Annotated in this window: 24 protein-coding genes; 9 read left to right on the top strand and 15 right to left on the bottom strand. The window is 50.6% G+C overall.

Annotation, left to right across the window (positions count from 1 at the left end; translation table 11 throughout):
- The first annotated feature begins 3 nt into the window (after positions 1-3).
- A complete protein-coding gene (gene slyA / locus DES37_RS18375; RefSeq protein WP_036108661.1) occupies positions 4-444 on the top strand; it encodes a transcriptional regulator SlyA in 441 nt (146 codons plus the stop codon).
- Positions 445-751: 307 nt separating this feature from the next.
- Here slyA and slyB read toward each other — a convergent pair whose 3' ends face one another.
- Entirely contained in the window at positions 752-1,219 is a 468-nt protein-coding gene (gene slyB / locus DES37_RS18370; RefSeq protein ID WP_036108663.1) for an outer membrane lipoprotein SlyB, read from the bottom strand.
- 261 nt (positions 1,220-1,480) lie between these two features.
- On the opposite strand from slyB, the gene anmK reads away from it, so the two are divergent.
- From anmK to pdxY, 5 genes are all read left to right on the top strand, one after another.
- Positions 1,481-2,605 (top strand): anhydro-N-acetylmuramic acid kinase, encoded by a 1,125-nt coding sequence (gene anmK, locus DES37_RS18365; RefSeq protein ID WP_036108664.1) that lies wholly within the window; start codon positions 1,481-1,483, stop codon positions 2,603-2,605.
- A gap of 83 nt (positions 2,606-2,688) precedes the next feature.
- Positions 2,689-3,009, top strand: a complete 321-nt coding sequence (gene mliC / locus DES37_RS18360) for a C-type lysozyme inhibitor (protein WP_110027341.1) — start codon at positions 2,689-2,691, stop codon at positions 3,007-3,009.
- 56 nt (positions 3,010-3,065) lie between these two features.
- On the top strand, positions 3,066-3,722 hold the full coding sequence (gene pdxH, locus DES37_RS18355) for a pyridoxamine 5'-phosphate oxidase (RefSeq protein WP_110027198.1): 657 nt from the start codon (positions 3,066-3,068) through the stop codon (positions 3,720-3,722).
- A 147-nt stretch (positions 3,723-3,869) separates the two neighbouring features.
- Entirely contained in the window at positions 3,870-5,144 is a 1,275-nt protein-coding gene (tyrS, locus tag DES37_RS18350; protein ID WP_036108669.1) for a tyrosine--tRNA ligase, read from the top strand.
- 78 nt (positions 5,145-5,222) lie between these two features.
- Entirely contained in the window at positions 5,223-6,083 is an 861-nt protein-coding gene (gene pdxY, locus DES37_RS18345) for a pyridoxal kinase PdxY (protein WP_110027196.1), read from the top strand.
- 65 nt (positions 6,084-6,148) lie between these two features.
- On the opposite strand, the gene gstA is transcribed toward pdxY, so the two are convergent.
- From gstA to DES37_RS18295, 10 genes are all read right to left on the bottom strand, one after another.
- On the bottom strand, positions 6,149-6,754 hold the full coding sequence (gene gstA / locus DES37_RS18340; protein ID WP_036108672.1) for a glutathione transferase GstA: 606 nt from the start codon (positions 6,752-6,754) through the stop codon (positions 6,149-6,151).
- 181 nt (positions 6,755-6,935) lie between these two features.
- Entirely contained in the window at positions 6,936-8,441 is a 1,506-nt protein-coding gene (gene dtpA, locus DES37_RS18335; RefSeq protein WP_110027194.1) for a dipeptide/tripeptide permease DtpA, read from the bottom strand.
- A 614-nt stretch (positions 8,442-9,055) separates the two neighbouring features.
- Positions 9,056-9,691, bottom strand: coding sequence for an endonuclease III (nth, locus tag DES37_RS18330; protein WP_036108674.1), 636 nt, complete (start codon positions 9,689-9,691; stop codon positions 9,056-9,058).
- A complete protein-coding gene (locus DES37_RS18325) occupies positions 9,691-10,380 on the bottom strand; it encodes an electron transport complex subunit E (protein WP_036108675.1) in 690 nt (229 codons plus the stop codon). The genes nth and DES37_RS18325 overlap by 1 nt, the downstream gene beginning before the upstream one ends.
- Positions 10,377-11,003 (bottom strand): electron transport complex subunit RsxG, encoded by a 627-nt coding sequence (gene rsxG, locus DES37_RS18320; protein WP_110027192.1) that lies wholly within the window; start codon positions 11,001-11,003, stop codon positions 10,377-10,379. Before rsxG ends, DES37_RS18325 begins: the two co-directional genes overlap by 4 nt.
- Positions 11,004-11,014: 11 nt before the next feature.
- Positions 11,015-12,064, bottom strand: coding sequence for an electron transport complex subunit RsxD (rsxD, locus tag DES37_RS18315; protein ID WP_110027190.1), 1,050 nt, complete (start codon positions 12,062-12,064; stop codon positions 11,015-11,017).
- Positions 12,065-14,335, bottom strand: coding sequence for an electron transport complex subunit RsxC (rsxC, locus tag DES37_RS18310; RefSeq protein ID WP_110027188.1), 2,271 nt, complete (start codon positions 14,333-14,335; stop codon positions 12,065-12,067).
- Positions 14,328-14,903, bottom strand: a complete 576-nt coding sequence (gene rsxB / locus DES37_RS18305; protein WP_036108682.1) for an electron transport complex subunit RsxB — start codon at positions 14,901-14,903, stop codon at positions 14,328-14,330. Before rsxB ends, rsxC begins: the two co-directional genes overlap by 8 nt.
- Entirely contained in the window at positions 14,903-15,484 is a 582-nt protein-coding gene (rsxA, locus tag DES37_RS18300; protein ID WP_036108832.1) for an electron transport complex subunit RsxA, read from the bottom strand. Before rsxA ends, rsxB begins: the two co-directional genes overlap by 1 nt.
- A gap of 74 nt (positions 15,485-15,558) precedes the next feature.
- Positions 15,559-15,999 (bottom strand): DUF2569 domain-containing protein, encoded by a 441-nt coding sequence (locus DES37_RS18295; protein WP_036108684.1) that lies wholly within the window; start codon positions 15,997-15,999, stop codon positions 15,559-15,561.
- A gap of 467 nt (positions 16,000-16,466) precedes the next feature.
- Between DES37_RS18295 and DES37_RS18290 the strand changes: the two genes are divergently transcribed.
- Entirely contained in the window at positions 16,467-17,507 is a 1,041-nt protein-coding gene (locus DES37_RS18290) for an oxidoreductase (RefSeq protein WP_036108687.1), read from the top strand.
- 351 nt (positions 17,508-17,858) lie between these two features.
- Entirely contained in the window at positions 17,859-18,845 is a 987-nt protein-coding gene (locus DES37_RS18285) for a bile acid:sodium symporter family protein (protein ID WP_110027187.1), read from the top strand.
- A gap of 14 nt (positions 18,846-18,859) precedes the next feature.
- Here DES37_RS18285 and add read toward each other — a convergent pair whose 3' ends face one another.
- The 4 genes from add to manA form a co-directional block, all read right to left on the bottom strand.
- The gene (gene add, locus DES37_RS18280; protein ID WP_110027339.1) at positions 18,860-19,861 is read right to left on the bottom strand and encodes an adenosine deaminase; all 1,002 of its coding nucleotides are present in this window, start codon (positions 19,859-19,861) and stop codon (positions 18,860-18,862) included.
- A 107-nt stretch (positions 19,862-19,968) separates the two neighbouring features.
- Positions 19,969-20,463 (bottom strand): GNAT family N-acetyltransferase, encoded by a 495-nt coding sequence (locus DES37_RS18275; RefSeq protein WP_170123792.1) that lies wholly within the window; start codon positions 20,461-20,463, stop codon positions 19,969-19,971.
- Between the two features lie 232 nt (positions 20,464-20,695).
- Entirely contained in the window at positions 20,696-22,231 is a 1,536-nt protein-coding gene (locus DES37_RS18270; RefSeq protein ID WP_110027183.1) for a YdgA family protein, read from the bottom strand.
- Positions 22,232-22,324: 93 nt separating this feature from the next.
- A complete protein-coding gene (gene manA / locus DES37_RS18265) occupies positions 22,325-23,503 on the bottom strand; it encodes a mannose-6-phosphate isomerase (RefSeq protein WP_110027182.1) in 1,179 nt (392 codons plus the stop codon).
- Positions 23,504-23,810: 307 nt separating this feature from the next.
- On the opposite strand from manA, the gene DES37_RS25915 reads away from it, so the two are divergent.
- On the top strand, positions 23,811-23,920 hold a 110-nt coding region (locus DES37_RS25915; RefSeq protein ID WP_245930132.1), incomplete at its 3' end, for a hypothetical protein.

The following is a 23,920-nucleotide window of genomic DNA, read 5'->3' as shown; positions in this document are numbered from 1 at the left end:
GAGATGAAATTGGAATCACCACTCGGATCTGACCTTGCTCGTTTGGTGCGCGTATGGCGTGCTCTGATTGATCTGCGCCTGAAACCACTGGAATTAACGCAAACGCATTGGGTTACTTTGCATAATATTCACCAGCTTCCGCCGGAACAATCACAAATACAGTTGGCCAAGGCTATCGGGATTGAACAGCCTTCACTGGTTCGTACTCTCGACCAGCTTGAGCAAAAAGGCCTTATCTCACGCCATACTTGTGCTAATGACCGCCGTGCCAAACGTATTAAGCTCACAGATAAAGCACAACCGATTATCGAACAAATGGAACAGGTGATTAGCCGTACTCGCGGCGAAATTTTAGGCGGAGTCAGCCAGCAGGAAATTGATACCCTGATTAGTCTTATTGGTCGGCTGGAACGAAATATTCTTGATTTACAAGCAAAAGAATAAATGATTTAAACGGGGTAATAGCCAGAAGAACAAAGAAAAATTAAAAATAGCTCAGAATGATGATGATACAGGCCATAAGCCGCAATAGTGACTTTGCTCAAGTGCTGTGGCCAGTTTGAGCACCTGCTCGTTCACAAAAGTGTTTCTGCGTGAAAGAAAGGAAATGCTTTTCTGCCGTGGCACGGGCCACCACTGAGTTCGTGCTCCCCACATTTATGCGATGATCTGTATCATACTCAAAAGTGAGTGTGATAAATGATACAGATCATCAGTCTGGAGTGGCCTGAACAGACCACCACTTAACGTATTAGTTTGGCGAAACGGTGATTTGGCGGCCATTAGTGGCCATTTTCACACGCTGACCCGCAGAGAAACGGGTATCACCCTGTTTCTGAACAACCTGGATGGTATTCCCGTCATCTTTACGAATAACCAGTTCTACCCCCTGAGTTTTGTTCATGGCGCCCTGAACGCTCTGGCCTGCTACACCACCGGCAACGGCGCCTGCGGCTGTAGCCAGAGAACGACCAGTACCGCCGCCAACTGTATTACCCAAAAATCCGCCTAACACAGCACCGCCAATTGCGCCAATAACGTTGCTGTCGTCACCGCCCTGAATCTGAACCGGACGAACGGACACCAGGGTACCATAGGTCACGCTTTGTACTTGCTTAGCTTCAGACGCGCTGTATACATCCCCTGACAAGGTATCATTGTTAACACAGCCCGCCAGCGTAAGCCCGACGAAAGAAATAACCAGCACACGTGAAATCATCTATGACTCTCCTTTTTCCTGGTAATGCCCGGACAGGGCATCATCCTGGATAAATTATACGGTAATAAAGGGACGAATTTAATGCCGTCGCCAGGAAACATGCTCAAAATAATAAAAGTCCATGTTTGAACCGGACGTCAACATACGTCAGAGAGGTGGAGAACGGCTGTAGCGAGTTGTTAGAAAATATTACGCTTTCATGGCAATACCAGGGGATATGTGGTGCAATTGTTAATGTAAAATAATGACAAAGGACGGTATATGAGATCGGGGCGATACATCGGCGTAATGTCCGGGACCAGTCTGGATGGTGTGGATGTGGTGCTGGTGGCGATAGACAGCCATATGGTGGCACAACAAGCCAGTATCACCTGGCCTATCCCTCTGGAAATAAAACAGGCGGTGCTGGATATCTGCCAGGGGCAGGCATTAACACTTTCGGCACTGGGGCAACTCGATTCCCGTCTTGGGCAACTGTTCGCTGAGGCCATTCTCGCTTTAATGCATAACGAAGGCGTGCAGGCGAAAGACATCGTGGCAATAGGCTGCCACGGCCAAACAGTGTGGCACGAGCCGTTGGGTGATACCCCTCATACTCTGCAGATAGGCGATAATAATATTATTGCGGCGCGCACTGGTGTGACTGTCGTTGGCGACTTCCGCCGCCGGGATATCGCTGTTGGTGGGCAAGGGGCCCCGCTGGTGCCTGCTTTTCATGCCGCATTGTTATCCCACCCGGTTGAGCGCCGTGTTGTGTTGAATGTTGGCGGCATCGCCAATATGACTATCCTGACGCCAGGTTTACCTGTCCGGGGCTACGATACAGGCCCGGGAAACATGTTAATGGATGCGTGGATTTGGCGTAACAAAGGCAAACCTTTCGATAAAGACGCCGTGTGGGCTCGCAAAGGCCAGGTCGTAGTACCGTTGCTACAACAAATGCAAAGTGACCCGTACTTTGGGTTGCCGTCACCTAAAAGCACTGGCCGTGAATATTTTAACCTCGGCTGGCTGGAACGGCATTTGGCGGCTTTCCCTGTGTTACCTGCCGAAGATATCCAGGCGACCTTACTGGAGCTTACGGCCGCGACTGTGGCTGAGCAAATTCAGTTGAGTGGTGGTTGTGAGCGGCTGTTAGTCTGTGGTGGTGGCAGCCGCAACCCGCTGCTGATGGCCCGGCTGGCTGCGTTATTGCCGGGTACGGAAGTGGGAACAACAGACAACGCCGGGATCAGTGGCGATGATATGGAAGCACTGGCATTTGCCTGGCTTGCCGCCCGCACTATTGCCGGGTTACCAGGCAATATGCCTTCGGTGACTGGCGCGCGGGAGGAAACTATCCTTGGTGCGATTTATCCGGCTAATAACAGGATAAATCAGAGTTAACTGACAGGGATGGCTTGCTAAACAGGCTAGACTCAAACAAACGGAGTGATTGTGGCTCCGCTTGTTTGCGGATGGACTGCATTATGAAAAAAAGCCTGCTTATTCTCCCGCTCTTATTGAGCGGCTGTACCACTTACCAACACCTTATCGATGAAATTCACACCGATACCCTTAACTACCAGTGTGATGAAAAACCTCTCACCGTTGATATCAACCAGCAAAGGCAGTCTGCCAGTTTTGTGCTGGACAATAAACTATTGCACCTGCAACAAGGCTTGTCTGCTTCAGGAGCCCGGTATACAGATGGCATATACGTCTTCTGGTCTAAGGGTGATAAAGCAACAGTATACCGCCGGGATACAGTGGTGTTACACAACTGCCAGTTAGTGAGCAACAAGGATTGAGATTTAACGATGTGGGGCGCAGAATAGACCAACCTGTTGATTTCTGAATACCTGCTATGTCTGACAACGAATCCTTACAGCAGATTGCCAGTCTGCGCCGTGAATACACCCGAGGCGGGTTACGCCGTAAAGACCTGACCGACGACCCGCTGACTTTATTTGAACGCTGGCTTGGGCAGGCGTGTGATGCACGCCTTGCAGACCCAACGGCAATGGTTGTCGCCACTGTGGATGAGAACCAGCAACCCTGGCAGCGTATTGTTCTGCTCAAGCATTTCGACTCCCGGGGCATGGTGTTTTACACCAACCTGGGCAGCCGTAAGGCCGCTCATCTGGAGCATAACCCACGTATCAGCTTATTGTTCCCCTGGCATATGCTTGACCGCCAGGTCGCTGTGACGGGTAAAGCTGAGCGCCTGTCCACTGTGGATGTAATGAAGTATTTTCACAGCCGCCCGCGCGACAGCCAGATTGGCGCCTGGGTTTCCCGGCAGTCTTCGCGCATCAGTGCGCGTAATATCCTGGAAAGTAAATTCCTGGAGATAAAACAGAAGTTCCAGGCCGGAGAAATTCCGCTGCCCAGTTTCTGGGGGGGATTCCGGGTGAGTATTGAGCAAATGGAATTCTGGCAGGGTGGAGAACACCGCCTGCATGACCGTTTTTTATACCAGCGCGATGCGGATACCTGGAAAATCGACCGCCTGGCACCTTAATCACCGGAAATAGTCATGTTAGCGCTGGCGCAATGCAGGCCAGCGCTTTATTCTATTGCCTCCCTGACTTTTAATGTCTCAGCGCCAGTGCGCGCAACAGACTTGTGTGCCGGTAAAGGTGCAATCGTATAAAACATGGAGAATTTGATGGCAAGCAGCAACTTGATTAAACAATTGCAAGAGCGTGGGCTTATTGCTCAGGTGACGGATGCAGACGCGCTGGTGGAACGACTGGCGCAGGGGCCAATCGCACTCTATTGCGGCTTTGATCCGACTGCCGACAGCTTGCATTTGGGCCATCTGGTTCCATTGTTGTGCCTGAAGCGTTTTCAGGAAGCAGGCCACAAACCGGTTGCACTGGTTGGTGGCGCTACCGGGCTGATTGGCGATCCCAGTTTTAAAGCAACAGAACGTAAGCTCAATACCACAGAAACCGTTCAGGAGTGGGTGGATAAGATTCGCCGCCAGGTAGCGCCATTCCTTGATTTTAACTGTGGTGACAACGCCGCTATTGCTGCAAATAACTACGACTGGTTTGGTAGCATGAACGTGCTGACTTTCCTGCGCGATATCGGCAAGCACTTTTCTGTTAACCAGATGATTAACAAAGAAGCGGTGAAACAACGCCTTAACCGTGACGATGTCGGTATCTCCTTTACTGAATTCTCCTATAACCTGCTGCAGGGCTATGATTTTGCCTGCCTGAATGATTTACACGGTGTTGAACTGCAAATTGGTGGTTCGGATCAGTGGGGAAACATTACATCGGGTATCGATTTAACCCGCCGTCTTCACCAGAAACAGGTATTTGGCCTGACGGTACCGTTGATTACTAAAGCAGACGGCACTAAATTTGGTAAAACAGAAGGTGGTGCGGTGTGGCTTGATCCGAAGAAAACCAGCCCGTACAAATTCTACCAGTTCTGGATTAATACCGCCGATGCGGATGTTTACCGCTTCCTGAAGTTCTTTACTTTCATGAGCCTTGAAGAAATCAATGCACTGGAAGAAGAAGACAAAAACAGTGGCACTGCACCGCGAGCACAGTACGTGCTGGCAGAACAGGTTACTCGCCTGGTACATGGTGACGAAGGGCTGGCTGCGGCAAAACGTATTACTGAAAGCCTGTTCAATGGCCACCTGGAAGACCTGACTGAGAATGACTTTGCGCAACTGGCGCAAGACGGCGTGCCGATGGTTGAACTGGATAAAGGGGCGGATCTCCAGCAGGCTCTGGTAGACAGTGAACTGCAACCTTCTCGTGGTCAGGCGCGTAAAACCATCGCGTCCAACGCAGTTTCTGTTAATGGGCAAAAACAGAGCGATGCGGAGTACAGCTTTACTGACGCAGACTACCTGTTTGGCCGTTACACCCTGTTACGCCGTGGTAAGAAAAACTACTGCCTCGTTTGCTGGAAATAATTAATAATCACAAGGCGTGGAAAACCACGCCTTTATTTTTTCTCAACAACACTCACTACACTCATCACCAGGTTAGTCATGAAAAATATCCTCGCTATACAATCACACGTGGTTTTTGGCCACGCGGGGAACAGTGCGGCTGAATTTCCGATGCGACGTCTTGGCGCCAATGTCTGGCCGCTGAATACCGTTCAGTTTTCCAACCATACGCAATATGGCAAATGGACTGGCATCGTCATGACGCCGTCGCATTTAACCGATATTGTGCAGGGCATTGCGGACATTGGCGAATTAGCACGTTGTGATGCTGTGCTGAGCGGCTACCTTGGCTCGGCAGAGCAGGGACAACACATTTTACGTATTGTGGAACAGGTAAAGCAGGCTAACCCTTCAGCCCGTTATTTCTGTGACCCGGTTATGGGCCACCCGGAAAAAGGCTGCATTGTAGCGCCAGGTGTGGCGGAATTTCATGCCCGCAGTGCGTTGCCTGCGGCAGATATTATTGCGCCGAACCTGCTGGAGCTGGAAATGCTCAGCGGCCACTCCGTCAGTAATGTTGCCGAAGCTGTCAGTACCGCGCGTGAACTGATTGCCAAAGGGCCGGAAATCGTCCTGGTGAAACATTTGGCACGAGCCGGTTATAACCCGGACTGTTTTGAAATGCTGCTGGTAACCAATGATGCGGCCTGGCATATCAGCCGCCCGCTGGTTGATTTTGGTGCGCGCCAACCCGTGGGCGTAGGTGATGTAACCAGCGGTTTGCTGTTGGTGAAATTGCTGCAAGGGGCAACAGTCCAGGATGCGCTGGAACATGTTACTGCTGCGGTGTATGCCATCATGCAAACCACAAAACAAATGGGTGAGTATGAGCTGCAAGTTGTTGCTGCCCAGGACGAAATAGCCCGCCCTGAGCAGTGGTTTCACAGCAAACAGCTTTGACTGCCCGCAAGAAAATTATTGATACGGTGCTGCCAGCAGTACTGTAAGCTCCAGGGATGGAGCAATTATATGAGCCCTTCAGCTTTCAGTGCCGCTATAACAGCCGGGCGGGCACGCATCCTTTCCATAAACGCATTAATATGTTCAAACTGGTTCATATCCAGTGACAGTGCATATCCCCAGTTGAGCACAGTAAACAAATAAGCGTCAGCTACGCTAAAGCGCTGCCCCATTAGCCATGGTTTATCACTAAGTGCGTCGTTAACCAGGCCCATCTTTTTCAACAGTTTGGCAATACAGGAAGCTTTGTATGAATCAGGTGTTTCGGATGAAAACAAAGGCGTGAACCCTTTGTGTAACTCCGTAGCGATAAAGTTAAGCCAGGATAGTGCCTGGTAGCGTGACAGAGTGCCAACTGGTGGGAGAAGCTGGCGGTCTGGTACCTGGTCCGCAATATATTGCACAATAACTGCACCTTCTGTCAGTAATGTATCGTTATCTAACAGCAGTGCCGGAACCTGCCCGGTGGGGTTAATAGACCAGAAATCTTCACCACTTTCAGTGGACTTTTCCTGCAGGTTCACCTGTGACAAGGTGAAATCAAGCCCGCTTTCACGCAGAACAATATGCGGCGACAGTGAGCATGCGCCTGCTTTATAAAACAATTTCATTGGTAAGACTCCTTGTGTAAGCGCCTGGTAGTTAGAAATCGCTTAGAAGGATGGTAGTTGGCAAGGCAGAGAAAGAAAAGCAGAAAGAGAGCAGATAAACGCGGTAATCACAAGGTCCGATGAGTGGTCATTCGCCACTGTACCTGAGTACAGTGACGATAACGCTGTTTCCCCAGAAAAATCAGGCAGTCGCGGTTTGCGGCGCGCTGGCTTTTTTATCGTCATCCTGCGTCATGCGGTTTAATTTAGGCGCAGTCAGCAGCATCAACAGGGCAATGATGCCGGTGGTAATCCCAATTTGCAGGAAGACATGACCGTAAACCTGCAGAGATTCTACCGGGTTTGTAACATTCTCTGGTACAGCCATCAGGCTGGCGACTTTACCGGCAATAATGGCCGCGCCAGCTGTGGTCAGGAACCAGCTTCCCATGATGAAACCCATCAGGCGCTGTGGAACTAATTGCGCCACCATTGCAAGGCCCAGGCCGGAGATCATCAGTTCACCAATACTTTGCAGTGCATAGCTGGCGATTAACCAGTTTACAGACACGATGCCTGCATCGGTCGCGAAGCTGGCGCCCAACGGCAGGATAAGGAATGCGCCGGAGCACAGAACCATACCAATCGCAAACTTAACTGGCATTGGCAGGCGGTCGCCCATTTTGTTGTAAATCGCCGCAAGAATTGGGCTGCCAATCATAATCCAGAATGGGTTCAGTGCCTGGTATTGCTCTGGCTCGAAAGCGATACCTAAAATACTGTGCTCAACGTTACGGATAGCAAAAAAGTTCAGCGAAGTTGGCATCTGGCTGTAAAGCACAAAGAAGACCACGGCTTCCAGCATCAGCAGAAAGGCAACAATCATTTTACGGCGCGCCGCGCCTTGCAGGGCAGAGGCTTCTTTGGCAAAGATGGCGATGATACCCAGAGCGATGACGCCCAACGCAATACGCGCGATTTGCTGGTTATGCAGCAACCAGGTAGCAAGGGCAACCAGAACCAGAACACCAACCAGGGTGGCAAACAGTTTACGCAGGTCAACCGGTGCAAAATCCGGTTTGGAACCGAAATCTTTTACCCATCTTTTACAGAACGCAAAGTTCACTACGGTAATCAGCATACCCACAACACTCAGTGAAAATGCGATACTCCAGCCGAACTGTGCTGCCAGCCATGGAGTGGCAAGCATGGAAAAGAATGAACCAATGTTGATGGCCATATAGTACATCGTAAATGCGCCATCAAGACGTGGGTCATCTTTCGGGTAACAGGTAGACAGCAAAGCCGACGGGTTAGCTTTAAACAAACCATTACCGACAGCGATAGTTGCCATACCTGCGTAGACGATGGCGGCATTGTGCCCGGACCAGGCAACTAACGCGTAGCCAACGACCAGAACGAGCGCACCCAGCATAATAACGCGTTTGGTACCCAGTACTTTATCGCCTAACCAACCGCCAATAGCAACCAGCCCATAGACAAGTGCACTGAAGGAAGAGAAGAGCGTAATTGAATCCGCTTCAGACATACCCAGTTGTTTAACCAGGTAAACAGCCATGATTCCTTGCAGGCCGTAGTAACCAAAGCGTTCCCATAATTCAATTGAGAATATGAGATAAAACGATTTCGGTTGTTTGAAAGCATTCAGACTAATGCTTTCTGCTGGTTTATTGTTTGCGGTCGACACATATACCTCTTATTTTACATCCCGTACTAACAGGGCGTTATTCAACCAGATGGCGTTTAAGACGACTCTGATTTTGTTATGGGAGGGGAAAACGGCAGGTACTTTTCCCTAATCTGAAGCATCTGGCAAGTTATTTGTCATATTCTTTTACATTTACCTTAGGCGGAGTATTGCCTGGGTAGATGAATTGTTATGCAGATTTAAATTTTGCCTGATTAAAAAATATGAGGTTTTTCTTTCGCTAATCTGAGTTTTTTATTATATAGAGATTTATGTGTTGTGGTTTTTGGTTATATCCAGTTGATATGACTGTATTTTGCATATTAGATGGTTGTATTGATTGATGCTGGTGATTTTTCCTTATTAAACCATAAGTTGGGAAGAGTTTGTGTGATAAATTTTAACATTTATCCTTGTGTAAATCTGCACATGAAAAATCTATAGAAATTTTGGATTTTAAAAAAACAATTAACCACATGAGCTGCTTTATGGCATGTTTTATGTAGCTAAAATCTGCAAAGAAAAGCATTTATATTGCTGAATGAGGTTTTTTTAGTGATGGAGGTAAACGTTTGCGCCAGCGCGTAGCGCAAACGAATATCAATGTTGTCAGGTCAGATTTCGGTCTTCTCTTTGTACTCACAAAGATCTTCAATCAGGCAGGAGCCACAGCGGGGTTTACGTGCTACACAGGTGTAGCGCCCGTGCAATATTAACCAGTGGTGGCAGTCAACTTTAAATTCGGCAGGAACGACTTTTAGTAGTTTTTCCTCTACCTGCTCAACATTCTTGCCCGGGGCAAAACCCGTTCGGTTACACACCCGGAAGATATGTGTATCCACAGCGATGGTAGGCCAGCCAAAAGCGGTGTTAAGCACTACATTCGCAGTTTTCCTGCCAACACCAGGTAATGCTTCCAGTGCAGCCCGGTCTTCAGGTACTTCGCCACCATGTTTTTCGAGCAAAATTCGGCAGGTCTTAATCACATTTTCAGCTTTACTGTTAAACAGGCCGATTGTCTTGATATATGACTTCACGCCTTCCACCCCCAGCGCGAGAATGGACGCTGGTGTGTTGGCTACCGGGTATAGCTTAGCGGTAGCCTTATTGACGCTGACATCAGTTGCCTGTGCGGAAAGCAGAACAGAAATAAGTAACTCAAAAGGCGATGAGAAGTGTAACTCCGTTGTTGGATGGGGGTTACTCTCTCTGAGGCGCGATAATATATTGATGCGTTTTTCTTTGTTCATCAGGCTTTTTCTGCTCCCTGAACATTGTTTTCCCGGGCGTGAGTTGCAGCTCTGCGTTTACTACGCTCATCAATCACATATTTAGCGGCAAGCATTAACCCCAGGCCAAAAAAGGCGCCTGGCGGCAACATGGCGAGTAAAAAGGGAGTGTCTGTATGGTAGATTTGGATACGCAGAATCTTAGCCCAGCTTCCCAGCAGCATATCTGCACCATCAAATAATGTCCCGTTGCCTAAAATTTCACGCATTGCCCCCAAAACAAACATGGCGCACGTTGCTCCCATGCCAATGGCAAGACCATCAATGGCTGCAAGGCCTGGCGGATTTCTGGAGGCAAAGGCTTCAGCGCGCCCAATGACAATGCAGTTTGTGACAATTAGCGGAATAAAGATCCCCAAAGACTGGTAAAGCCCGAAAGCAAAAGCATTGATTAACAGCTGAACTGAGGTGACCACGGAAGCAATGATCAGCACGTAAATCGGAATGCGGATTTCACTGGGTACAAAGCGGCGCAGTAATGAAACAGCCGTGTTCGTCAGCACCAGTACCAGTGTGGTTGCCAGACCAAGCCCCAACGCGTTGGTGGCAGTGGACGTGACAGCGAGCAGAGGGCACAAGCCAAGTAATTGCACCAGAGCCGAGTTATTTTTCCATAACCCCTGGATAAAAATTGTTTTTACATCACTCATGAAGATGCTCCACAAGAGGGGAATGTTGCCAGTTCAGGTGGCAGAGTTTTGGCAAACATTGCGGCACGCTTAACGGCGTTAACCACTGCTCGTGGAGTAATGGTCGCACCAGTGAACTGGTCAAATTGCCCACCGTCTTTTTTCACGGCCCACGCCGCATCGTTGGGGCCGGTTACCTGTTTACCGGCAAAACCCAGTATCCAGTTTGATACCCGCACATCAATTTTGTCGCCAAGGCCCGGTGTCTCGTGCTGCTCAGTGACCCGGGTACCTAACACGGTGCCAGAGAAATCGGTAGCAACCAGCAACTGAATAGCCCCGCCATAACCATCAGGTGCTGTAGTTTGCATAACCACAGCAACCGGTTTGCCCTGGTTACGGGCAATATAGATATCGTGAGCACCAGAACCCAGTGGCGTATTGTTCGCAACCACGCAATCTTGCTGGATAGCATTATCATAGCTGTCCGGTGCGATAACCTGGTCGAACAATTTCTTTTGTTGCAACATGGCCTGATGAGCAATAACTGGTTGCGTCAGTGTATTCACTACGGCAACCAGGCCGGTAAAACCCGCCGCGAACAGCGCCAGGGTGACACCGTGTTTACGCATTGTGTTCAGCATCACGAGTCTCCTTAGCGGTGCCCATAAGTTTGCGGGCGCGTAAAGTAATCAATCAGTGGTACAGTGATATTTGCCAGCAAAGTTGCGAAAGCTACAGCGTCAGGGTAGCCGCCAAATGAACGAATCAGCCAAACCAGTAACCCCGCCAGCGCACCGAAAATCAGCCTGCCTTTTGGTGTGGTGGATGCAGTTACCGGGTCAGTAAAGATAAAGAATGCGCCCATCATGGTTGCCCCGGAAAACAGGTGAATCGCGGGTGATGCACAGGTTTCGGGAAGTAGCCACCAGCCAAGTGTTGAGCAAACCAATAAAGTCAGCAGGAAACTCACCGGAATATGCCAGCGTATAGTCCCTTTCATTAACAGGAAGAGACCACCTGCCAGCCATGCCACGTTAACCCATTGCCAGCCAATACCGGCAAGTATGCCGCCATAAACTGGTGCCTGTTTAAGCTCAGCAACGGAATGCCCGGCACGCAGACCGGTTTTAAACGTGTCGAGAGGGGTCGCCTGGCTGATGCCGTCAATGCCCATTTTTAACTGGGTAACGGTGTCACCTGCCAGTGTGTGACCGGTGAAAATGGTATGCAGCACATCACTGACACCGGGCACTGTTGCTGCCAGTGACTCGGGAGGTAACCAGGATGTCATGGATACCGGAAACGCAATAAGTAACACTACATAACCGGTCATCGCAGGGTTAAAGGGATTATGGCCCAGCCCGCCATACAGTTGCTTGGCAAAAATAATGGCAAATAAGGTACCAACAATCACCATCCACCAGGGAGCCAAAGGAGGGATACTGACTCCAAGCAACAAACCTGTGAGCAGTGCCGAGTTATCGCCCAGTACGGACATCGATTTATTGCGCAACTTGAGTATGGCGCTTTCACCGGCAAGTGCCGCCAGGCACCCGAGGATGACCTGCACCAGGCTCCCCGGCCCGAACCACAGAGTCTGGACAATAATGGCAGGAACCGCCGCCAGAGTAACCAGCAGCATAATGCGGCTGGTTTGGCGTTGGTTATGGGTATAGGGTGAACTGGCAATACGAAAAACCATTTATTCCTCACTGACAGCAGACTGCGCTGCACGTTTTGCTTTGGCACGGGCTATTGCTGCTTCTACAGCGGCTTTACGCGGGTCCACCGCAGTTGGTTCACTGACTGGCTCTGGCGTGGCGCTTGCTTCCGGTGCCGCATTTCCTACCGCCTGCGCTTTGCGTGCTTTGGCACGGGCTATTGCTGCTTCTACCGCGGCTTTACGCGGGTCCACCGCAACTGGTTCACTGACTGGTTCAGGAATGGCGTTTGCTTCCGGTGCTGTATCTCCCGCCGCCTGCGTTTTGCGTGCTTTGGCACGGGCTATTGCTGCTTCTACAGCGGCTTTACGCGGGTCCACCGCAGTTGGTTCACTGACTGGCTCTGGCGTGGCGCTTGCTTCCGGTGCCGTATCTCCCGCCGCCTGCGTTTTGCGTGCTTTGGCACGGGCTATTGCTGCTTCTACAGCGGCTTTACGCGGGTCCACCGCAGTTGGTTCACTGACTGGCTCTGGCGTGGCGCTTGCTTCCGGTGCCGTATTTCCCGCCGCCTGTGCTTTGCGTGCTTTCGCGCGTGCCAGTGCAGCCGCAACCGCCGCTTTACGTGGGTCTTCTGAGTCTGTATTACTGCTGGTGACGGCTTGCTCAGTGACTTGTAATGCGGCTTTCTCTTGTTGGCGTGCGCGAGCTTCGGCTTTACGTGCAGCACGGGCCGCAATTGCGGCCTGGTTATCTGGCTGGGCGCCAGCCTGAATCACAACGGTGTTGGTCGCGGCAGTATGTTTTTCTTTGACTCGCGCCAAAGCAGCTTCAATTGCCGATTTGTCTTGTGTTGTGCCTGGTTGTACCGCTGCCTGTTGGTGGCGAGCCTGTCGCGCCTGTTTTTCGCGCTCAAGGCGAGCCTGACGCGCCTCAAAACGGGTTTTTGCCTCTGCCGCACGGCGGGTTTCGTCGGCAATGGCCTTGATCTCTGCTTTTTCCTGACGGAAATATTGCACCAGCGGGATTTGGCTGGGGCATACCCAGGCACAGGCACCGCATTCAATGCAATCATTCAGGTGGTGAGCCGTGGCTTTATCATGTTGCTGCCCTAAGCTGAACCAGTATAACTGCTGGGGTAACAGGTCCGCCGGGCATGCTTCGGCGCAGGCGCTGCAACGAATACAGTGCTGCTCTTCTTGTGCCGGTTCCATTTCCTGCACAGAAGGCGCCAGCAGGCAGTTAGTGATTTTAACTGCAGGAACATCGAGTGAGGGCAGTGTAAACCCCATTAATGGCCCGCCCATAATTACCATGGGCTGCGCATTACTGCGGAAGTCTGCAAAATTAAGCAAATGGCGTACCGGAGTACCGATTCGTGCCCAAACGTTACCGGGTTTGCCAACCGCTTCCCCGGTCAGAGTCACAACACGCTCTGTGAGTGGTTCACCATCAATAATTGCCCGCTTAATGGCATAAGCAGTACCGACATTTTGCATTAATACGCCGATATCGGCAGAACGCCCACCATGAGGAACCTGCTTGCCTGTCAGGATCTGAGTTAACTGTTTGGCTCCACCGGAAGGGTATTTTGTGGGAATAACCCGCAATTGCGTCTTGTGTTCATTACACAAAACCGCTTTGAGCATGGAAATTGCCTGAGGTTTATTGTCCTCAATACCAATCAAAATCTGGCGTGGATTAAGGATATGGTCGAGGATTTTTATCCCTTCGAGTATTTGTGCTGCGCACTCCTGCATTAAGCGGTCATCTGCCGTGATATAAGGTTCACATTCAGCCGCATTAATTATCAGCGTCTCAATGCGGTCAGCCCCACCACGTAATTTCACGCCAGTAGGAAAACCTGCGCCGCCCAAACCGGCAATGCCAAACTGTTGAATTCGCTCTATCAGGCTCGCTTTATCACGCTGCTGGTAATCACTCCAGCCCTCGCGTGGGAACCATTCGTCTTTACCGTCTGCTGCGAGAAAAACACAAGGCTCCATCAAACCGGAAGGGTGTGCAGTAATATGAGGCGCGATTGCGGTAATCGTCCCGGAGGTGGGAGCGTGTACTGGTAACATTTTCCCCCAGCCACGCGTCAGTGGTTGCCCACGCAACACAATGTCGCCGGGTTTTACGCACAGTTCACCTTCATCGCCAATATGTTGCCTGACGGGGATAATATAATCCGTGGCCAGCGGTACCTGCCGCAAAGGGGAGCCACTGGACTGGTGCTTCATCTCTGGAGGGTGGATCCCGCCATGAAAGTCCCAGATTCTGTCTTTTTTAAACGCTGAAAAAAACTTAAGCATGGTTTTCCACAGGGATAATCTTCACGGGGATAGTTTGCAGATCCCATTTCCAGGTTGACGGAGTCGGGTTTACAGGCACCAGAGTAATGCATTGTGTCGGGCAAGGGGCGACACATAAATTACAGCCAGTACACTGGTCACTGATTACGGTGTGCATTGCACGAGTGGCTCCCACAATCGCATCAACCGGGCAGGCCTGAATGCACTTGGTGCAGCCAATGCAGTTATCTTCATCGATAACAGCCAGCACCCGTTCAGGCTCTGCGGCGTCACCGCCTTCGGTTGGTTGCGGGTCAACCCCCATCAAACCAGCAATTTTTAGCATGACAGCTTCGCCGCCTGGCGCACAACGGTTTATGTGTTCACCATTTTTACCAACCGCTTCAGCATAAGGGCGGCAACCCGGGTAGCCACACTGGCCGCACTGGCTTTGTGGCAATATTTCATCGATCCTATCGACAATAGGATCATCTTCCACTTTAAAGCGGCGCGAGGCGTAGCCAAGAATCAGCCCAAAGAACAGGCCGAGCAACGCAAGCGGGATGATGGCTATCCAAATCATACTCATCAAAACTTCACCAGTCCGCTAAAGCCCATAAAGGCAAGGGACATTAACCCGGCCGTAATCAAGGCAATGGCATTGCCACGAAAAGGGGCGGGAACATCAGCAACCGCCAGGCGCTCACGCACGGCGGCGAATAATACCAAAACCAGGGAGAAACCCACTGCCGCAGAAAACCCGTACAGAGCAGCCTGGAAAAAGTTTTGCTTCAGGTTCACGCTCAGTAACGGCACAGCCAGCACCGCGCAGTTAGTGGTGATAAGTGGCAAAAAAATGCCCAGCAACCGGTACAACGCCGGGCTGGTTTTTCTTACCACCATTTCAGTGAACTGAACCACAACGGCAATCACCAGAATAAAACTCATGGTGCGCAGCCAGGTTAAATCCAGAGGGATGAGGATTAAGTTGTCGATTAACCACGAACTGATTGACGCCAGTGTCATGACGAATGTTGTCGCCAGCCCCATGCCAATGGCGGATTCCAGTTTTTTGGACACCCCCATGAAAGGGCACAGGCCAAGAAATTTTACCAGCACATAGTTATTAACCAGCACCGTGCCAATAAAGAGCAACAAATAATCAGTCATAATCAGGTCTGAAACTAACGCCATTGGTCACCCGGCGCACCCGGGCGTGATAAATGTAAAGTACTGCTCTGCAATCAGTTATTAACAAAAGTATGTTTAACCCGCTGCGATTTCCTGAAGTAAGGCGCAAATATGGCTGCCGCCAGCAACGGTAATAATAACTGGCGAACGGCAACTGCATCGGTTACTGGGGAAAATGCAAAGGCTTTTACCGCCAGCAGAACACAAACCAGTAACCATAAAATATAATGCCGCGGTACTTTGCTCCGGCGTTTAAAAAACGCGATAACCAGCCACAAACTGTAAAGCCACATAGCTACGGTAAAGGCCAGTGAGAGGTACCACATCACCACTGTTTGTGGGAGTTGCGCCGCCAGAGCCAGGTGTGTCTCTGGTATACTGAGTGCCATTATATACATCACAATACCCAGTGATGTGCTCAATAGTGTCATCAAAAGCCAGGCCAGTGGTATCAGTAACCACCCGCCAATTCGTAACGCTGTTGCGTTATTCATTAATTACCCCGTGTCAGGCCAGCCAGAGAAACAGCCTGTAAGAATACGAATCAGCGCGGAATTATAAGGATTTTACCCGGGAATACCAGATTCAACACGTTACAGAACGTACTTCCGTGCAGTGCGAGCCTGGCATGCCTGCTTCAACTGCCACAAGGTGCCTGCCTGGGAATTTGGCGGAAATTCAGAGCATTCTTTACCGGTTTAACATTGGGGCGGTGAACTACCGTTACATGATGCCCTGGCGTGTGCCGGTTGAGCAGAATAATGGTGGTTTCTGTTTTTCCTGGCGGTAAAAAATGCGGGTAATCCGCGCAAATCAGCGCCAATGGTTTAATCTGATGGCAAGCTGTGTTAACTATGGCTGCACTCAATGCTTATGGGAACGGTGGGGAGCTTCACCCGCTGTTGTCCTGGCTTTCGGCTGAGCCGTCATACCAGTTATTAAGAACTAAGGAACGAGTGTAATGAAAGATATTATTCGGGTGGGTATTTTAGGCTATGGTTATGCGACAAAAACGTTCCACGCGCCGCTGGTTGCAGGCACACCGGGTATGGAACTGGCGGTAATCTCCAGCAGCGATGCCAGTAAAGTTCATGCGGACTGGCCTGGTGTAACTGTGGCTGATACTCCGGAAGCAGTTATCAACGCTGATGATATTGATCTGGTAATTATCCCCACGCCGAATGATACCCATTTCCCGTTGGCAAAAGCGGCGCTTTTGGCTGGCAAACATGTTGTGGTGGACAAACCTTTCACAGTGACATTATCGGAAGCCCGTGAGCTGGATGCACTGGCAAAACATACCGGGTTGTTGCTCTCCGTCTTTCATAACCGCCGCTGGGACAGCGATTTCCTGACGCTTAAATCATTACTGGCTGAAGGCTCGTTGGGTGAAGTTGTGTATGTTGAATCCCATATGGATCGCTTCCGCCCACAGGTGCGCAACCGCTGGCGTGAACAGGCCGGTGCAGGTACCGGGATCTGGTATGATCTGGGGCCGCATTTGCTTGATCAGATGCTGGCGCTGTTTGGCATGCCTGTCAGCATTCAGGTTGATCTTGCTCAACTGCGCCCGGGAGCACAAACCACTGACTATTTCCATGCAGTACTTACCTGGCCGCAACATAAAGTCGTATTGCACAGCACCATGCTGGCCGCCGCAGAAACGGCACGCTACATTGTGCATGGTACGCGCGGTAGTTATGTGAAATATGGTGTAGACCCGCAGGAAGACCGTTTAAAAGCAGGGCAACGCCCTCCTCAGGACGACTGGGGGTATGACATGCGTGATGGCGTCCTGACGGTTGCTCATGGCGATACCATAGATGAAACACCGGTTCTGACTGTACCCGGGAACTACCCTGCCTATTATGCTGCTGTGCGTGATGCACTCAATGGTAAAGGTGAAAATCCGGTACCGGCAAGTCAGGCTATCAAAGTGATGGAGCTTATTGAGATGGGGATTGAATCCGCCCGTCACCGCACGGCTCTTTGCCTGGTTTAGTCGTCTGTTAGTGTGTTAACAGGGGGCTTGCTGATTTGCTCCGGCAAGCCTTTACTCTGTTTATGGGTAAAATTTATATTCAGCACCTTCCCGTTTTTGACAAGTGTTAACCTGTTATCGGCTTTTAACGTGGAGTTTGTTGGTTGTAGCCAGGCATGTACCTGGTTCAGATTGGTGAAAAAGAAGGAAAAAAGCGTGGTTTTTCCTTCTTTTTAGTTAGCGGGCGAAAATCAATGAATTGATTTTCCTGGTTTTTTATTGGGTGATATCCTCTTGTCCTGTGCGGGCATGAGGTTTGTCATCAGATTCAGCCAGGTATGTACCGGGCTTATTTATCTGCAAGGAAAAAGAATGGATTGGTTCCAGCGCCTTAAAATTGACAAATTTTTGCTGGTGATGATCTGTGTGGTGGTTGTCGCATCGGTATTACCTTGTGAAGGCTATGTAAAAACAGGTTTTGAGTACCTGACTACTGCAGCCATCGCGTTACTATTTTTTATGCACGGAGCCAAGTTATCCCGGGCTGCGATTCTTGCCGGAGCGGGGCACTGGCGCTTACATCTGGTGGTCTTTCTCAGCACTTTCGTACTGTTTCCTATTCTCGGGCTGGGTATGTCTGTACTGGAGCCCGGTATTCTTAACCAGCCGCTTTACATGGGGTTTCTGTACCTGTGTGCGTTACCAGCCACAGTGCAGTCTGCTATTGCCTTCACGTCCGTAGCGGGTGGGAATGTAGCCGCGGCGGTATGTAGTGCATCGGCATCCAGTATTCTGGGGATTTTCCTTTCGCCGGTATTAGTGGGCATGCTGATGAACACCCAGGAAGGGGCGACAGATACCCTGCACGCGATTGGTAAAATCATCATGCAGTTGATGGTGCCATTTGTGGTGGGGCATTTATCTCGCCCACTTATTGGCCGCTGGGTTGATAAGCATAAGAAGCTTATTAATCTTACTGACCGGTCATCAATTCTGTTGGTTGTCTACGTGGCATTCAGTGAAGCGGTGGTGGGCGGTATTTGGCAGCAAATTGATGCAGAGGCTCTGTTGTGGGTAGTGGCCTGTTCAATTGTGTTGCTGACTATCGTGCTGGTTATCAATACCTGGGCGGCCCGTTTACTGGGTTTTAACACTGAAGATGAAATTACTATTGTCTTCTGTGGTTCGAAGAAAAGCCTGGCGAATGGTATCCCGATGGCAAATGTTTTGTTCCCGGTGAGCACTGTCGGGATTATGGTGCTGCCACTAATGATCTTCCACCAAATCCAGCTTATGGTGTGCGCTGTGCTGGCACAACGTTATGCGAGAAGGCTGAAGAAAACCCCGTCACCCAGGTAACGGGGGAACAGGTGTTAACGGGTGCTGGCTTTCAGGCGCAGCGCCTGTTTTTCTTCTTGTGACAGGAACGCAATTTCCAGCCCATTTACCTGAGCCTGGCGAATTTGCTCCACAGACAGACCTGCTGCAGGCGCTGCATGTTCATATTCGTGGCGAATATCAACCCCCTGTACCGCAGGGTCATCTGAGTTAATGGTTGCCAGCACGCCGTGGTTCAGGAATGTTTTTAGCGGATGAACGCCAATGGCGCTGACGGTACTGGTCTGGATATTCGACGTAATACAGGACTCAATACCAATACGGTGTTTTGCCAGGTAATCCATTAATGCCGGGTCTTCAACAGCCTTAACACCGTGGCCAATCCGTTCAGCCCCCAGTTCCTGAATGGCCTGCCAAATACTCTCCGGCCCGGCCGCTTCCCCTGCATGGACAGTGATGCGCCAGCCCACATCCCGGGCTTTACGGAAGTGTTCACGAAAACGGCTTCCAGGGAAACCCAGTTCATCGCCAGCCAAATCCAGTGCAGTAATGCCATCCCGATGAGCCAGTAACCCGTCCAGTTCTTTCTGGCAGGCCTCTTCACCAAATGTCCGGCTCAGAATACCGGTAAGCCTGGCAACAACCCCGAAGTCTTTGCTCCCCTGGCGTACGCCATCGATAACGGCTTCAACAACACCCGCGATGGGGAGATTATGCGCCATCGCCATATAACCCGGCGAAAAGCGTAATTCTGCGTAATCCAGCCTCTGGAGGGCGGCATCTTCCATATTTTCCCAGGCTACGCGACGGCATGCTTCCAGAGACCCGAGAACGTTGACTCCCCAGTCCAGCTTTGCCAGAAAACTGACCAGGTCTGGTTCAGTTGATGTGACCTGCACATGAGGGATCAGCGCATCGAGTGTTTGGGCTGGCAGGGCAATATTGAATTCACGCCCAAGGCTCAGGATCGTGTTCGCGCGGATATTGCCGTCAAGATGGCGGTGCAGATCAGTTAACGGAAGGGTGGTATCAATCATGGTCGCACTCATTTCAGGTAAAGTGCAGAACATTATAAAGCCAGACCCGGCAGTATGCGCAAGTCACCTTGTGTGTTGCGCATGCTGGCCGGGCAGGGAATAACCAATTAAAGAAACTTTTCCATCAGCCAGATGGCGAACTGCTGGCCGCGTAATTCGGCCTGAATTGGATGCACCACCTGGAACCCCTGGGCAAGAAAAAAAGGCCGGGCGGTTTCACTGGCTTCAACAAACACTCGTGCTAACGACTGTTGTTGCGCCACCAGTAACAAGTGGTTCAGCAATAAACGACCAATACCCTGGCGCTGGTAGCGGTAGTCGCAAAAGAAGCAGTGAATCAACCCCGAGGGTTGTACATCCCCCCAGGCAAGGAGCGTTTGCGTTTGTGTGTCCTCCACCACCCATGGGTTGTGGTCAAAAATAAGTTTCTCCCACCAGTGCGGATCCGGCTCTGCTGGTGCCCAGGCGTCAAGTTGCGCGGGGGTGTAATCCCGGCAATTAACCCGGTGGATGGTATGCCAGGTGAGTGACCATAACCGGGGGATATCTTCACTTCGCCAGGGGCGAATAACCCGGTGTGTGGGTGTGGTGTAGTGAGGCATACTCATTCCTTACGTATGGCGCGTGTTGGTACAGAGTACGTTCCCGGAGCGGGTTTAAGGTAATGGCAAAGACAAAGCGCCTACTGATTGATAAAAGAGAAGGAAAAACGGGGTTTTCCTTCTCTTTAGTTATCAGGGGGAAGTCAATGAATTGATTTCCCTTGTTTACTATTCGGTGACATTCTCTCGTTCATGCGCAGACTTGAGACTGGCAAACAGAGAAAAAACCGCCTTACTGCGCTGGGGCTGCTTCTGGCTGAGCAGGAGCGGCAGGTGTTGCAGGTGCCGCGTTGTCTTCTGGCACTGGCGGCATAATGTCGCCACCAAGGCCAAACATGCCAACAAAATCGCTCAGTGGCATTTTTTGCCCGTTCAACGTCACTTCACCATTTGCATAATCCAGGCTGGTGGTGATGTTGTTGTCTTTTACTGTCGTGATACGGAACATTTGCCCCATAGCAGCCAGACCTTTGATCTGTTGCTCTGCAAGCCTGGCTGCCGCGTCATCCTGATACCCTTCAATACGAGCCACCTGGGTCATCAGTTCAGTTGCCATATCCAGCGGGATAACCAGGTTGCTGTCCAGATGCTTGATGTAGCGGTCTGCTGCCTGGTCGAGTGTTTTTGGTTCGGCACTTTTCGCCGGGTCATTGAAGTTAAGGTTAAGCGTAAAGCGGCTTTCACCTTTGGCATTCTTCCAGCTCAATGGTGAAATATGAATAGCGGGTTCCCCTTTAAGCAATTCAGGCAGGCCAGACGCCAGAACTTCAACCAGTTTTTGCTGATAAAGCTCGGAATTCTCAGCTACATCAGGCTGAGCCATTAACGCTTCTACCTGCTGATTATACTGCTCGCGGAATTGGTGCAGTGCAGCACCATCCAGATTGCTGACAGCAACAGAGAGTTGCCCGCTACCCAGGTTCTGGTTTTGCACTTTCAGGTCATTCAGCGCGTAATCAATCTGGCCTCCCAGGTGTTTACCATCGGCCGCGGGTTCAGATTTGGCGGCAATATTCAACCCACCCAGTTGCGCCATTTCTTTGCCTTCCACACTCAGGGTAAGACCTTTAGCCTCCAGGGATTGCGTACCAACGCGCTCAGCAAACGAACTGATGTGTGTTTCACCACGGGCACTGATACCACTGATAGCCAGGCCGACTTTCTGGTCAAACTCATTGACACTGTCAATCTTCAGACTGCCCAAATCACCACTGCTGGAGACTTTATCGCCCTGGTTATCAACGCTGACATCAAATTTCCCACCCGCAAAAGCAACTTTGTACGGCGCTTTATCATAATTGAGTGCTTCAAGTGTGATACCTGAATCGGTATCGCCGCTGTAACCGATGCGAGTATCAACGACCAGTGGAGACTTGCCTTGTGTTAATGCAAACAGTGGTTTGGTGGTGTCGTTATTGACCAGAGTGGTGCTTACCGAAGCCATAGACGGCACAATGCTTCCCGGGAACGGCCCGTGGCGCACAGTTTCGTCCAGCACGATTTCTTTCCCTTCAGGCAGAAGAGAAGATTTTTCACCTGCCTGCGGTTTAATGACAAGTTGAACATGGCTTGAGAAAACGCCACGTTGGTAATCACGTGGGGTGACAGTGAGCGCGGCAAGGGGCGCGACTTTTTTGAGTTGTGCATTCACCTGGGCGATGGCATCGTCCATATGGCTTTCAATCATTTTTCCTGTGTACCAGGATGCACCTGTCCACACCACACCCAGCGCGACGATAACACCCGCTGCAACCATCGATTTTTTCATTAAACCATCCCTATTAGCAGTTAGCCGGGCAGAGCGCCCGGCCAGATAAGCAATTTACGAAGCTTATCAATCCTGAGGTAAAAAATCAGTACCTTAGTTAAGTTTGTTATATACGCGCGCCAGTCGCCCGCTGCCAGTAACCTCAACATTCGGCTCATTGGCGGGAATAAACGCGGATTCGCCTGGTTTCAGTACCAGAGATTCATCACCCGATTGCAGGCGGGCTTCGCCTTCCACACAAAAGACAATCGCAGCGCTGTTTTGATCTAAAACCTGGGGTTGCATTACCAGGCTATGCAGTGAAAACGCAAAATCATCCACCGGAATAGGGAATGCCAGTGAGCCTGCTTCATGAACGGGCTGGGTTAGCAGTGAATTGGCTGCACGGGGTGCAAATTTGACATTGGCTACTAACTCCGGAATATCAATGTATTTAGGTGTCAGCCCGGCGCGCAGTACGTTGTCTGAGTTCGCCATAACCTCCAGAGCCACACCGTCGAGGTAGGCATGAGGTGTTTCGGCGAACAAGAACATTGCTTCGCCCGGCGCCAGTTCCACAACATTGAGCAGGAGTGGTGAAAATAACCCACTGTCGTCCGGGTAGATGGTGGCAATTTTGCGAATTGTATCCCAGGGTTGCCCGCTTCTCCCTTCCAGGACGGCATTCAGGCGGGCGAGGGCGTGCTGTTTTTCCTGCTGCGGCATACTTAACAGTGCGGCAAACAGCGTTTGCATATGGCTGGCATCAGGGCTGGACAAAAATGCCGCGATTGCCGGGTGTGCATCTGCCAGAGGCGCAAGTAGTGCTGCGCTGTCGCTGAATTCACGGAAGGCATTCATGGCAAGAAATGGCGTCAGTGCAAACACCAGTTCCGGTTTGTGATTAGGATCTTTGTAGTTACGTTCCGGTGCACTCAGCGGTATACCTGCCGTGTTCTCACGGGCGAAACCGGCTTCAGAAGCCTGCTTATTCGGGTGTACCTGAATCGAAAGTGGCTGGGCGGCGCACAGTACTTTGAACAAATATGGCAGCTCACCAAAACGTTGTGAGACAGCTTTGCCCAGGAGGGCATCGGGTTGTTGGGCAATTACATCGCGCAGTGCCAGTTTTTCACCCTGACGCGTTTCAATAAATGAACTGCTTTTAGGGTGCGCTCCCATCCATAACTCTGCCATCGGTTGCTGTTCCGGGTTGGCGATACCATACAATTCGGTTAATGCGGTTTTACTTCCCCATGCATAGTTTTGCACTGAATTGATGAGTTTTTGCATAATCAGGCCCTGTAATAAAAATAGATTACCACAGCATCAGATAACCCCGCCGACACACAACTTGTGCCCTGTAAGGCTACGAAGTGACGGAAAACGAGTGTGCTAATCAATTGAGGTAGAATAACTTCCCGCTATTAAAGCAGTTTCTGCCGGGCAGGGTAACTGCGCAGACAAAAAGTCGTATTAATCTCAGTTTTTGTTAAAAAAATGTGTACACTTGACCGGTGACTTTGTGGTTGCCGCGCAGATGCAGATGTGGCGCGGAGTGCTGGAATGCAATACAACGGATTTAGCGAGTGAGAGAACAATGTCAACTAAACCCTTCTACTATCAGAATCCTTTTCCTGTAGCAAAAGACGATACCGAATACTATCTGTTAACCAAAGACCATGTCTCTGTCAGTGAGTTCGAGGGCGA

Origin of the sequence: Mangrovibacter plantisponsor, from assembly GCF_003182475.1 — a bacterium.
GTDB classification, from domain to species: domain Bacteria; phylum Pseudomonadota; class Gammaproteobacteria; order Enterobacterales; family Enterobacteriaceae; genus Mangrovibacter; species Mangrovibacter plantisponsor.
Note: the sequence above shows the minus strand (reverse complement) of the source record. Positions and strands in the feature narration are given on the sequence as shown.

What these genes read in the sequence shown, in the direction of transcription:
- slyA (WP_036108661.1), top strand. Translation starts at nt 4, where the DNA reads ATGAAATTGGAATCACCACTCGGATCTGACCTTGCTCGTTTGGTGCGC.
- slyB (WP_036108663.1), bottom strand. Translation starts at nt 1,219, where the DNA reads ATGATTTCACGTGTGCTGGTTATTTCTTTCGTCGGGCTTACGCTGGCG.
- rsxC (WP_110027188.1), bottom strand. Translation starts at nt 14,335, where the DNA reads ATGCTTAAGTTTTTTTCAGCGTTTAAAAAAGACAGAATCTGGGACTTT.
- DES37_RS18325 (WP_036108675.1), bottom strand. Translation starts at nt 10,380, where the DNA reads ATGAGTGATGTAAAAACAATTTTTATCCAGGGGTTATGGAAAAATAAC.
- rsxB (WP_036108682.1), bottom strand. Translation starts at nt 14,903, where the DNA reads ATGAGTATGATTTGGATAGCCATCATCCCGCTTGCGTTGCTCGGCCTG.
- anmK (WP_036108664.1), top strand. Translation starts at nt 1,481, where the DNA reads ATGAGATCGGGGCGATACATCGGCGTAATGTCCGGGACCAGTCTGGAT.
- DES37_RS18295 (WP_036108684.1), bottom strand. Translation starts at nt 15,999, where the DNA reads ATGAATAACGCAACAGCGTTACGAATTGGCGGGTGGTTACTGATACCA.
- mliC (WP_110027341.1), top strand. Translation starts at nt 2,689, where the DNA reads ATGAAAAAAAGCCTGCTTATTCTCCCGCTCTTATTGAGCGGCTGTACC.
- DES37_RS18290 (WP_036108687.1), top strand. Translation starts at nt 16,467, where the DNA reads ATGAAAGATATTATTCGGGTGGGTATTTTAGGCTATGGTTATGCGACA.
- DES37_RS18285 (WP_110027187.1), top strand. Translation starts at nt 17,859, where the DNA reads ATGGATTGGTTCCAGCGCCTTAAAATTGACAAATTTTTGCTGGTGATG.
- pdxH (WP_110027198.1), top strand. Translation starts at nt 3,066, where the DNA reads ATGTCTGACAACGAATCCTTACAGCAGATTGCCAGTCTGCGCCGTGAA.
- rsxA (WP_036108832.1), bottom strand. Translation starts at nt 15,484, where the DNA reads ATGACTGATTATTTGTTGCTCTTTATTGGCACGGTGCTGGTTAATAAC.
- rsxD (WP_110027190.1), bottom strand. Translation starts at nt 12,064, where the DNA reads ATGGTTTTTCGTATTGCCAGTTCACCCTATACCCATAACCAACGCCAA.
- add (WP_110027339.1), bottom strand. Translation starts at nt 19,861, where the DNA reads ATGATTGATACCACCCTTCCGTTAACTGATCTGCACCGCCATCTTGAC.
- DES37_RS18275 (WP_170123792.1), bottom strand. Translation starts at nt 20,463, where the DNA reads ATGCCTCACTACACCACACCCACACACCGGGTTATTCGCCCCTGGCGA.
- manA (WP_110027182.1), bottom strand. Translation starts at nt 23,503, where the DNA reads ATGCAAAAACTCATCAATTCAGTGCAAAACTATGCATGGGGAAGTAAA.
- nth (WP_036108674.1), bottom strand. Translation starts at nt 9,691, where the DNA reads ATGAACAAAGAAAAACGCATCAATATATTATCGCGCCTCAGAGAGAGT.
- DES37_RS18270 (WP_110027183.1), bottom strand. Translation starts at nt 22,231, where the DNA reads ATGAAAAAATCGATGGTTGCAGCGGGTGTTATCGTCGCGCTGGGTGTG.
- rsxG (WP_110027192.1), bottom strand. Translation starts at nt 11,003, where the DNA reads ATGCTGAACACAATGCGTAAACACGGTGTCACCCTGGCGCTGTTCGCG.
- tyrS (WP_036108669.1), top strand. Translation starts at nt 3,870, where the DNA reads ATGGCAAGCAGCAACTTGATTAAACAATTGCAAGAGCGTGGGCTTATT.
- pdxY (WP_110027196.1), top strand. Translation starts at nt 5,223, where the DNA reads ATGAAAAATATCCTCGCTATACAATCACACGTGGTTTTTGGCCACGCG.
- gstA (WP_036108672.1), bottom strand. Translation starts at nt 6,754, where the DNA reads ATGAAATTGTTTTATAAAGCAGGCGCATGCTCACTGTCGCCGCATATT.